Genomic DNA, 10,474 nt, shown 5'->3' with positions numbered 1-10,474 from the left:
AGCTTGTTCCGGGCGTCGACGCGCTGGTCCTGTCGGGCGGATCGGCCTTCGGGCTTGATGCGGCATCCGGTGCTCAGGCCTATCTGCGCTCGATCGGCCGAGGGTTCGAAGCCGCAGGACATCGTGTCCCGATCGTGCCGGCTGCCATTCTGTTCGATCTGGCCAACGGGGGCGACAAGGACTGGGGATTGCATTCGCCCTATCGCGAGCTCGGGTTCCGGGCTGCGGCCGACGCCGGAGCGGACTTCGATCTCGGAAGCGTGGGTGCCGGAACCGGCGCTACGACCGCCGTTGCCAAAGGTGGCCTCGGATCCGCTTCGGTCGTTCTCTCGTCGGGCGCGACGGTCGCGGCTCTCGTCGCGGTCAATGCCCTCGGCTCGCCGCTCGTCGGCCCCACCCGTCATTTCCACGCCGCGCCATTCGAGATGGGCAGCGAATTCGGGGGGCTCGGACTACCGGCTCCTCTCCCTGCACTTTCCGATATCCCCATCACGAAACTCTCGCCGCGACCGGGAATGGCCACCACGATCGCCGTGGTGGCGACGGATGCGATCCTCGACAAGGGAGCGGCTCGGCGCCTCGCGGTCGCCGCCCACGACGGGTTCGCGCGAGCCATCTGGCCCGCCCATACCGACTTCGACGGCGATCTGGTGTTTGCGTCCGCAACCGGCACCAGCGGCTGGAAGCCCGAGGCTGCCGAGCGGATCGAGCTCGCGGCGGCCGCGACCAGCGCGATGGCGCGGGCCATTGCGCGGGGCGTTCATGCCGCTCGTCCCGCAGCCGGCGATCTGAAGCCGTCCTGGTGCGAGCTGGAGCCGCGGCGCGCCGGCTTTGATTGAGGCGCGGCGGCGCGTCTGTTACAGCGCGGCCGAGCCCCGTTTGCCGTCCGCCAGAAAGGCCCGCCGATGATCCCCCGCTATTCCCGCCCCGAGATGGTTTCCGTCTGGTCGCAGGACACCAAGTTCCGGATCTGGTTCGAGATCGAGGCGCATGCCTGCGATGCGCTGGCCGAGATCGGCGTCATCCCGAAGGAGGCAGCGAAGACGATCTGGGAGAAGGGCGGCGCGGCGCAGTTCGACGTCGACAAGATCGACGAGATCGAGCGCGTCACCAAGCACGACGTGATCGCCTTCCTGACGCATCTCGCAGAGTTCGTCGGCCCCGATTCCCGTTTCATCCATCAGGGCATGACGTCTTCCGACGTGCTCGACACGTGCTTCAACGTCCAGCTCGTGCGCGCGACCGACATCCTCCTCGCCGACATGGACGCGCTCCTGGAGGCGCTGAAGCGACGCGCCTTCGAACACAAGGACACGGTCACCATCGGCCGCAGCCACGGCATCCATGCCGAGCCGACGACCTTCGGCGTCAAGCTTGCCCTCGCCTATGCCGAGTTCGACCGCTGCCGCGACCGCCTGCGCGCGGCGCGCGAGGAGGTCGCGACCTGCGGCATCTCGGGCGCCGTCGGCACCTTCGCCAATATCGACCCGCGCGTCGAGGAGCATGTCGCCAAGGCCCTCGGCCTCAAGCCGGAACCCGTCTCCACGCAAGTGATCCCGCGCGACCGCCACGCGATGTATTTCGCGACGCTTGGCGTCGTCGCCTCGTCGATCGAGCGGCTGGCGACGGAGATCCGGCACCTTCAGCGCACCGAAGTCCTCGAAGCGGAAGAGTATTTCTCGCCGGGCCAGAAGGGGTCGTCGGCGATGCCTCACAAGCGCAACCCGGTGCTGACCGAGAACCTCACCGGTCTCGCCCGCATGGTCCGCTCCTTCGCGATGCCGGCGATGGAAAACGTCGCCCTCTGGCACGAGCGGGACATCTCGCACTCCTCGGTCGAGCGCTACATCGGCCCGGACGCCACGGTGACGCTCGACTTCGCGCTGGCGCGCCTCACCGGCGTCATCGACAAGCTGCTCGTCTACCCCGAGCGGATGGACCGCAACCTCAACCAGTTCAAGGGCCTCGTCCACTCGCAGCGCGTGCTGCTCGCTCTGACGCAGGCCGGTGTCAGCCGCGAGGACGCCTACCGTCTCGTGCAGCGCAACGCGATGAAGGTATGGGAGTACGGTGCGGATTTCCTCACCGAACTCCTGGGCGACGCCGAGGTGACCGCCGCCCTATCGGAAGCGGAGATCCGCGAGAAGTTCGATATCGGGTACCATACCAAGCACGTGGACACGATCTTCCAGCGCGTGTTTGGAACGGCCTGAGGAGCGTCAGGCCGCCTCGGCGTCGGCGGCCACGAGGACGGGCGCGTCCAGGGGACGCGTCCCACCTTCGCCGACACCGTCGATGTCGAGCTGGATCATCTGGTGGTCGGAATAGGGCTGGTCCAGGATCGCGATCTTGCAGCGGTCCTGGAGATCCCGCGACAGGAGACAGATGTCGAGCGCGGCCCGATAGGGTCCCAGCCGAAAGGTCGGGCCGGAGTGCGCGTTCGCATGGACCAGGCGTCCGTCGGCGAGGAGCGGACGCAGTTCGTCCACGCCACGGAACAGGTTGAAGTCGCCGATTACGACGGTCGGCCCCTCTCGCTCGCGAACCCAGCGCGAGAGTTCGGCCATCTGCAGGCAGCGCACGTGATAGCGTAGCGACAGGTGCGCCATCAGAATGCGGATGCCGGAAATTTCGATGTCGTAGACGAGCCGCTTTTTTCCCGACGAGAGGTAGCGCGCGGTGTAGGTCAAAGGCCGCGACGCGAGAAAGGCGTTGGACTTTCCACGAGACACCGAAAGCCGACGGAAGTGCCGGCCCGCACCGTACTTGTTGTCGATTCGTACGGTCGTATGGTGGGATTCCGCCAGAGCCCCGACCTGATCGAAGAAGCCGTTGTTGAGCGACCCCTTGTCGATCTCGGCGAAGCACGAAAGATCGGGTTTCAGTTCCCGCAGGCGCTCGCGCACCAGCCCGAGGCTCCGCAGTTGCACGCTGCGCGTCGTGAATACGTGGTGATGCGCACGGCGGACGTGGTGTTTGAGCGAACCGTCGATGTCACGGCTGTAACCCAGGTTGGCGTAGACGATCCGCAACATGCCCTCACCGCTCCGCATCGCACGCGTCCCGCCCGCGGTCGTGGCTCTCAACGTGGGAGGGATCGGCTCGTTCCGCCGATGATCTTTCCACGAATGTCTCGCCCGGTGCGCGGCGCCGCCCATATCGCCGCGTAGGGACTCAAGTGCAAGACGCAGCGGACGGCACGACGATCGAGGTCGGAACACGTATGATCGAATTCGTCGACGGCACGGTGCTGCCCATGGCGCTCACCTTCATGAGCTGGGCGATCCTGATCGGCGCGGTGATCTACATCCCGTTTCGCCGCAGCCCGGTGGCGGCGCAGGCATGGCTGCTGCTCTTCTTCTTCCTGCCTTGGGCGGCGCTGGCGGTCTATCTCGCCGTCGGCAACGCGCGGCATCCGAAGTGGCGGCAGGACCGCCTGAAGAACGTCCCCGACATCATCCGCCGCGCCATCGCCCACATGACGCTGGAGGGGACCGGCGGCATGCGCACGCTGCGCCCGCACCACCGAATGACGGCCCATCTCGTGCACCGGATCGGACGTTTCCCGTGTCTCGCCGACAACCGCATCGTGCTCGATGCCGACTACAACCGCGTGGTCGACCGGATCGCCGCCGATATTGATGCCGCGCGCCACCATGCGCACGTCATGGTCTACATCCTGCAGAACGACCAGGCTGGCAACAAGGTGCTGAGCGCCCTGCAGCGCGCCGCCAAGCGCGGCGTCAAATGCCGGCTCCTCATCGATGCCGTCGGTTCCTCACGCGATCGGAAGGCCATCGCCAAACGCCTGAAGAACACGGGTGTCGAACTACGCCTGATCCTCCCGCTGCGCTTCTGGAATCAGGCGACGCGCATGGATCTGCGCAACCACCGCAAGATCGTCGTCGTGGACGGCAAGGTCGGGTGGGTCGGCTCCCAGAACATGCACCGCATCGAATACGAGCCGAAGACCTTCTACCGCGAGTTGATGGCGCGCGTCGAAGGGCCCGTGGTTCTCGAACTTCAGGCGATCTTCATCGGCGACTGGTACCTCGAGACCGCCGAGGACATCGGCTCGCACGAACTGATGCCGGCGCCGCAGCCGCCGTCCGCCGAGCGGACCGCGACCGCGCAAGTCCTGCCATCGGGGCCGGACTATCCCGAGGCCGGCGTCGATATCCTCTTCACCGACCTGATCTACAGCGCCCGGCAGCGCGTGGTGCTGGCGACGCCCTATTTCATTCCGAACGAGCCGCTGATTCTGGCGATGCGGACGGCCGTCGCGAAGGGCGTCCGAGTGACGCTCTTCGTCACCTCGACGACCAACAGCTTCCTGATCGATCACGCCCAGCAGTCCTACTACGACGAGCTTCTGGAGGCCGGCGTCGAGGTCATGCTCTATCGCGAGCGCTTCCTGCACGCCAAGCACCTGTCCATCGACGATGACATCGCCATCATCGGCTCGGCGAATATGGACCGGCGCTCGTTCGAACTGAACTCCGAGGTGACCCTCATCACCTACAGTGAGGACACCGTTCGCGATCTGCGCGCCATCGAGGACGATTACCGGACCAAGAGCTGCAAGCTCAATCTCGAGGAGTGGAACAGGCGCGGCTTCTTCGTCCAGCTCGGCGAGAACGTGACACGCCTGATCAGTCCCCTCCTCTGACGCCTCGCCTTGACAAGCCGTGGGGTCCTTCGCATCTGCGGGCGATGCGAGTTTCCGATGTCGACATCCTGATCATCCCCGGCCTCAACGGCGCGTCCGAACAGCACTGGCAGTCCCGCTGGGAAGCCAAGCTCTCGACCGCCCGGCGGGTCGCCGCGCCCGCGGACGGTGACGCGACCGCATGGACGGCCGATGTGTCGAAAGCCGTCTCCGAGGCGACGCGGCCGCTCGTCCTCGTCGCGCATGGGCTTGGTGTCGCGGCGGTCGTGAATGCCGTGCCGACGCTACCGCAGACCGTCGCGGGCGCTTTCTTCGTCGCGCCGCTCGATCTCGGCGAGGGCACGCACGGTTTCCCTGCCTACTCGCGCGACCCGCTTCCGTTTCCCTCGGTCGTGGTCGCCAGCCGCGGCGAGCCGGACCACAGCTTCGAGGCGGTCGAGGACGTCGCCGCCGCCTGGGGGTCGCTGTTCATCGATGCCGGCGAGTCCGGTCGTCTCGACGAGGAAAGCGGCCACGGTCCCTGGCCCGAAGGCCTCCTGACCTTCGGAAAGTTCCTGGCCCGCCTTCCCACCCCTTAAAGGGTCAGCTGCGGAACTCGGCGCCCAGCCGCGCGCATCCTGCCTTCAGGATCGCGACGTCGGACGAGATGCCGATCAGCTGGCAGCCCATGCCGGCATAGCGACGCGCATCCTCCGCATCGAGCGCGTAGATCGCGACGGCCTTTCCTGCAGCGCGCGAGCGCCGGACGACGTCGGCGATCGCCTCGTCGGTCGCCCGGCCTTTCGGATCGAGCGCGCCGTCGCCGATGGCGATCGACAGGTCGGATGGCCCGAGGAACACGCCGCCGAGTTCGGGAACATCAAGAATGGCGTCGAGATCGGCGAGCGCACCCGCGGTCTCGATCATCGCGAAGGACATCACGGCCTGATCCGCTGCGGCGAAATAGTCGCGCGGCGCGAGACCGAAGAGATCGGCCGCGCGAGTCGGCCCGAACGAGCGGGTGCCGCCGGGCATATAGCGCAGGGCCTTCGCGAAACGCCGAGCTTCGTCCACATTATCGACCATCGGCAGGATCACCGCCGATGCACCGAGGTCCGCCATCCGCCCTGCGAGCGCGAGATCGCCCGGCGCGACGCGCACGATCGCAGGCTTTCCGATCAGGGCTGCCCGTGTGCACCCCTCGCGCAGATCGGCGATCCCCTGAAGCCCGTGCTGCCCGTCGAGGATGAGCGCGTCGAAGCTTCTGAGCAGAATCTCGTGGACAACCGGATCGGCGAGGCTGGACCATCCGCACAGCGCAGGCTCGGAGCGCTCGAGCAGCGAACGAAGGCTCTCGACGCTCACGAGGACGCCGCGATCTGCTTTGCCGCTTCCTCCAGGCATTCCGTGCGATGACGCTCGATCTGGTGGTCGGACTGCTGGACGCCTGCGGCGTCGAAGTCGGTCCGGATCCGGGCCAGAACGTCCTGGGGGCCGCCCGCGCCGAGATCGAGATTGACCAGTCCGGTCGCGTAGGCCTCGGCCTCGGCCCGGGTCTTGCCAAGCTTGCCCGCGGCCCAGAGCGCGAGAAGCCTCGTGGCCCGCGCCTCGATCCTGAACTTGCGCTCCTCGTCGTGTGCGTAAAGCAACTCGTTGTCCTGGCCGCGATCGTTGAGCGTCATTCCGGTACCCTTTCGTCAGCTATGCAGCGGTCGAAGGTGAATGCTAGCGGGCTGCTCGGGCTTGTCCAGCGAAGCGCGCAAGCGCCCTGCAGGGACCGCATGTCTGGTTTGCGATTGTTTAGGCGGGGCGTTTGGTCTATTCACCCGCGGGAGACATATGGTTTTCGCGGGTCGACGTTCGACTCGCCCCTTACGCGATCAGGCATCATCCATGACACGTCGCCGCCGTATCTACGAAGGCAAGGGCAAGATTCTTTATGAAGGCCCGGAACCTGGCACCCTGGTTCAGTTCTTCAAGGACGATGCGACCGCCTTCAACAAGAAGAAGCACGAGGTCGTCGACGGCAAGGGCGTCCTGAACAACCGCATCTCCGAATACATCTTCAGCCATCTGAACCGGATCGGCATTCCGACGCACTTCATCCGGCGGCTCAACATGCGTGAGCAGCTGATCAAGGAAGTCGAGATCATCCCGCTCGAGGTCGTGGTGCGCAACGTGGCAGCGGGCTCGCTCGCCAAGCGCCTCGGCATCGAGGAGGGCACCGTGCTGCCCCGCTCGATCATCGAGTTCTACTACAAGGCCGATCAGCTCGACGACCCGATGGTCTCCGAAGAGCACATCACCGCGTTCGGCTGGGCGACGCCGCAGGAAATCGACGACATCATGGCGCTGGCCATCCGCGTCAACGACTTCCTCTCCGGCCTCTTCCTCGGCGTCGGCATCCAACTCGTCGACTTCAAGATCGAGACCGGTCGCCTCTTCGAGGGCGACATGATGCGCATCATCGTGGCCGACGAGATTTCGCCCGACTCTTGTCGTCTGTGGGACGTCCAGACCCAGGACAAGCTCGACAAGGACCGGTTCCGCCGCGACATGGGCGGCCTCGTCGAAGCCTACCAGGAAGTCGCTCGGCGTCTCGGCATCATGAACGAGAACGAGCCGCCCCGCCCTTCCGGGCCGGTGTTGGTCAAGTAGCACGGCGTCCCGTGTCGCAGCCGGCTCCGGCTCTCCGATTGGTTCATTCGCAAGGCAGGCAGACAACGTGATCAAGGCGCGCATCGTCGTCACCCTCAAGAACGGCGTCCTGGATCCCCAGGGCAAGGCGATCGAGGGGGCTCTCGGCACGCTCGGCTTCGACGGCGTGTCCGGCGTCCGCCAGGGCAAAGTCTTCGATGTCGAGGTCGACGGCGCGGATCGCGCGAAGGCGGAAGCGGATCTCAAGGCCATGTGCGAGAAGCTTCTCGCCAACACGGTGATCGAGAACTACGCGATCGAGCTCGCCTGAGGGATCAGCCCATGAAGTCCGCCGTCGTCCTTCTGCCGGGTCTCAATCGCGATCGCGACATGATCGCGGCGCTGACGAAAGTCTCCGGTCAGGCGCCCGTCACCGTCTGGCAGACCGAGACCGCCATCCCCGACGTCGATCTGATCGTCGTTCCCGGTGGCTTCTCCTTCGGTGACTACCTTCGCTGCGGTGCCATCGCAGCCCGCTCGCCGGTCATGCGCGCGGTCGCCGAGAAGGCGTCGGCGGGCGTGCCCGTTCTAGGCGTCTGCAACGGCTTCCAGATCCTCTGTGAAGCCGGGCTTCTGCCGGGCGCATTGATGCGCAACACAACGCTGAAGTTCGTGTGCCGCGAGGTGAAGCTGAAGGTGACGAACGCCCGGACGCGCTTCACCGAAGGCTACGCGCAGGATCAGGTGATCCGCTGCCCGGTCGCCCATCACGACGGCAACTACTTCGCCGACGCCTCGACGCTTGAGCGAATCGAGGGCGACGGTCAGGTGGTGTTCCGTTATGCGGACGGCACCAACCCGAATGGCGCCATCAACGACATCGCGGGCATCGTCAACGACCGCGGCAACGTCCTCGGCATGATGCCCCACCCGGAAAACCTGATCGAGCCCGAGCACGGCGGCAGCGATGGCCGTCCGCTGTTCGAAGGTGCGCTCGGCCTTCTCGGACGGGGCCTCGCGGCTTGAACGTCGCGCGCGTCTCGACGCTCAGCCTCGCGCTGGCGACGCTTCTGGTCGCTGGCGGGTGTGCGTCTCGTGCTCCGGCGCCCGAAAAGCCGGCGCCCCGGCAGGCCGACACCGGCCTCGACCGCATGGAGCGGCTGACGCTGACCGCGAACCGCTGCTGGTTCAAGTCGAAGGACCCCGCCTTCGCGAGCTACAGCATCGCCCCCGAACTGTCGTCCTTCTCCGGGCGCCCGCGTTTCCTCCTTGTGCCCCGTGGCCGCCTGGAGGCGCGGCCGCTGCTCGTCGTGGAAGGCGCTACGGGGTCGACCGAGGTCGCAACCTACGGGCCTCTCCTCGACACCCCGCTTCGCGCACGGCTGGAAGGCGATCTGGCCCGCTGGCGTGCCGGCTCGGCCACCTGCGATGCCTGAACCGCTGGCGACCGTGCGGATCGCGGGCTTCGGCTTGCTCGTCCTGGCGTCGACCGTTCTCGGCGGCTGTCGCACCGACGCCGCACCTTTGCCCACCCTCAGTGGCCCTGCCCCGAACGCAGCGGAGATCCGCTACATTCGCGAAACGGGATCGGCCATCTACCGCCGCCAACCGTTCGAGCGGACACGCGGCTTCGTGTCGGGTGTCGCTGCGTCCGGCTACGCGGTCTGCCTGCGCGCTCCGATGCGGGACGGCCGCCTCGACCACACGCTGCTGATCCTGCAGCGCCGGATCGAGGGAGCCGTTAGCCAGGTCGAGGACGACGCAACGATCCTAGGCGCTAGCGCCGACGTCGGCCCTTGCCGCAATCGGTCGGATTGGGTACCGGCCAGATGACACGCAGCTTTCCCGCCCGATCGGCGGCGAAGGCTTTTCGCCATTCCTGAAGACGGTTTCGGAGTCTCCATGGCCGACATCCAGATCACCCCGGAGCTCATCGCCAGCCACGGCCTGAAGCCGGACGAGTATCAGCGGATTCTCGACCTGATCGGGCGGGAGCCGACGATCACAGAGCTCGGCATCTTCTCGGCGATGTGGAACGAGCACTGCTCGTACAAGTCCTCGAAGCGCTGGCTGCGCACGCTGCCGACGAAGGGCGCACGCGTCATCCAGGGGCCGGGCGAGAACGCGGGCGTCGTCGACATCGGCGACGGCGACTGCGTGGTCTTCAAGATGGAGAGCCACAACCACCCCTCCTACATCGAGCCCTATCAGGGCGCGGCCACGGGTGTCGGCGGCATCCTGCGCGACGTCTTCACGATGGGCGCCCGACCTATCGCGGCGATGAACGCGCTTCGCTTCGGCGCGCCGGATCATCCGAAGACGCGGCACCTCGTGTCAGGCGTCGTCGCGGGCGTCGGTGGCTATGGCAACTCGTTCGGCGTGCCGACGGTCGGCGGCGAGGTGAACTTCCATCCGCGATACAACGGCAACTGCCTCGTCAACGCATTTGCGGCGGGCCTCGCGAAGTCGAACGCGATCTTCCTCTCGAAGGCCGAAGGCGTCGGCCTGCCTGTGGTCTATCTCGGCGCCAAGACGGGACGCGACGGCGTCGGCGGCGCGACGATGGCCTCGGCCGAGTTCGACGACACGATCGAGGAGAAGCGCCCGACCGTGCAGGTCGGCGATCCGTTCACCGAGAAGTGCCTGCTGGAGGCCTGCCTCGAGCTGATGCAGACCGGCGCCGTCATCGCGATCCAGGACATGGGCGCGGCGGGCCTGACCTGCTCGGCCGTCGAGATGGGCGCCAAGGGTGATCTCGGCATCGAGCTCGACCTCAACAAGGTGCCGGTGCGCGAGGCGCGCATGACGCCCTACGAGATGATGCTGTCGGAAAGCCAAGAGCGCATGCTCATGGTGCTGCGTCCCGAGAAGCACGAGGAGGCCGAGGCCATTTTCGTGAAATGGGGCCTGGACTTCGCGGTCGTCGGCAAGACGACGGACGACCTGCGCTTCCGCATCCTCTTCGACGGCAAGGAGGTCGCCAATCTGCCGATCAAGGAACTCGGGGACGAGGCCCCGGAATACGATCGTCCCTGGGTCGAGCCGAAGCCGGCCGCGCCGGTCTCGGCGGCCGATGTGACGGAGCCGAAGGACTACGGCGCCGCGCTTCTCCAGATCATGGGTTCGCCCGACATCGCCTCGCGCCGCTGGGTGTTCGAGCAGTACGACACGCTGATCCAGGGCAACTCG

At 66.4% G+C, this 10,474-nt stretch carries 13 protein-coding genes; 10 read left to right on the top strand and 3 right to left on the bottom strand.

Features of this window, described 5'->3' with window-relative positions; translation table 11 throughout:
• Positions 1 to 839: P1 family peptidase (locus tag QZ753_RS16535; RefSeq protein WP_294645191.1), on the top strand; the 839-nt coding region annotated here is incomplete at its 5' end.
• 66 nt (positions 840 to 905) lie between these two features.
• Positions 906 to 2,213 (top strand): adenylosuccinate lyase, encoded by a 1,308-nt coding sequence (purB, locus tag QZ753_RS16530; protein ID WP_294645189.1) that lies wholly within the window; start codon positions 906 to 908, stop codon positions 2,211 to 2,213.
• A gap of 6 nt (positions 2,214 to 2,219) precedes the next feature.
• On the opposite strand, the gene QZ753_RS16525 is transcribed toward purB, so the two are convergent.
• Positions 2,220 to 3,158 (bottom strand): endonuclease/exonuclease/phosphatase family protein, encoded by a 939-nt coding sequence (locus tag QZ753_RS16525; RefSeq protein WP_294645188.1) that lies wholly within the window; start codon positions 3,156 to 3,158, stop codon positions 2,220 to 2,222.
• A gap of 65 nt (positions 3,159 to 3,223) precedes the next feature.
• On the opposite strand from QZ753_RS16525, the gene cls reads away from it, so the two are divergent.
• Together cls and QZ753_RS16515 are read left to right on the top strand one after the other, a co-directional pair.
• A complete protein-coding gene (gene cls / locus QZ753_RS16520) occupies positions 3,224 to 4,669 on the top strand; it encodes a cardiolipin synthase (protein ID WP_294645187.1) in 1,446 nt (481 codons plus the stop codon).
• A 44-nt stretch (positions 4,670 to 4,713) separates the two neighbouring features.
• Positions 4,714 to 5,247: an alpha/beta hydrolase gene (locus QZ753_RS16515; RefSeq protein WP_294645186.1), complete on the top strand. Its 534-nt coding sequence runs from the start codon at positions 4,714 to 4,716 to the stop codon at positions 5,245 to 5,247.
• A 4-nt stretch (positions 5,248 to 5,251) separates the two neighbouring features.
• On the opposite strand, the gene QZ753_RS16510 is transcribed toward QZ753_RS16515, so the two are convergent.
• Both QZ753_RS16510 and QZ753_RS16505 read right to left on the bottom strand, forming a co-directional pair.
• On the bottom strand, positions 5,252 to 6,013 hold the full coding sequence (locus tag QZ753_RS16510) for an aldolase/citrate lyase family protein (protein WP_294645185.1): 762 nt from the start codon (positions 6,011 to 6,013) through the stop codon (positions 5,252 to 5,254).
• Complete coding sequence (locus QZ753_RS16505; RefSeq protein ID WP_294645184.1) at positions 6,010 to 6,330, bottom strand: DUF1476 domain-containing protein; 321 nt, start codon at positions 6,328 to 6,330, stop codon at positions 6,010 to 6,012. Before QZ753_RS16505 ends, QZ753_RS16510 begins: the two co-directional genes overlap by 4 nt.
• Positions 6,331 to 6,541: 211 nt before the next feature.
• On the opposite strand from QZ753_RS16505, the gene purC reads away from it, so the two are divergent.
• The 6 genes from purC to purL all read left to right on the top strand — a co-directional run.
• A complete protein-coding gene (gene purC / locus QZ753_RS16500; RefSeq protein ID WP_055884531.1) occupies positions 6,542 to 7,306 on the top strand; it encodes a phosphoribosylaminoimidazolesuccinocarboxamide synthase in 765 nt (254 codons plus the stop codon).
• A gap of 67 nt (positions 7,307 to 7,373) precedes the next feature.
• Complete coding sequence (gene purS / locus QZ753_RS16495) at positions 7,374 to 7,616, top strand: phosphoribosylformylglycinamidine synthase subunit PurS (protein WP_294645183.1); 243 nt, start codon at positions 7,374 to 7,376, stop codon at positions 7,614 to 7,616.
• A gap of 11 nt (positions 7,617 to 7,627) precedes the next feature.
• Positions 7,628 to 8,311, top strand: a complete 684-nt coding sequence (gene purQ / locus QZ753_RS16490; RefSeq protein WP_294645181.1) for a phosphoribosylformylglycinamidine synthase subunit PurQ — start codon at positions 7,628 to 7,630, stop codon at positions 8,309 to 8,311.
• Entirely contained in the window at positions 8,308 to 8,721 is a 414-nt protein-coding gene (locus QZ753_RS16485; RefSeq protein ID WP_294645179.1) for a hypothetical protein, read from the top strand. Before purQ ends, QZ753_RS16485 begins: the two co-directional genes overlap by 4 nt.
• Positions 8,714 to 9,118 (top strand): hypothetical protein, encoded by a 405-nt coding sequence (locus QZ753_RS16480; protein WP_294645177.1) that lies wholly within the window; start codon positions 8,714 to 8,716, stop codon positions 9,116 to 9,118. The genes QZ753_RS16485 and QZ753_RS16480 overlap by 8 nt, the downstream gene beginning before the upstream one ends.
• A 69-nt stretch (positions 9,119 to 9,187) precedes the next feature.
• Positions 9,188 to 10,474 (top strand): phosphoribosylformylglycinamidine synthase subunit PurL (gene purL, locus QZ753_RS16475; RefSeq protein ID WP_294645176.1); only part of this gene is annotated, 1,287 nt, incomplete at its 3' end.

Origin of the sequence: uncultured Aureimonas sp. (assembly GCF_913775355.1) — a bacterium.
Lineage (GTDB): Bacteria > Pseudomonadota > Alphaproteobacteria > Rhizobiales > Rhizobiaceae > Aureimonas.
Note: the sequence above shows the minus strand (reverse complement) of the source record. Positions and strands in the feature narration are given on the sequence as shown.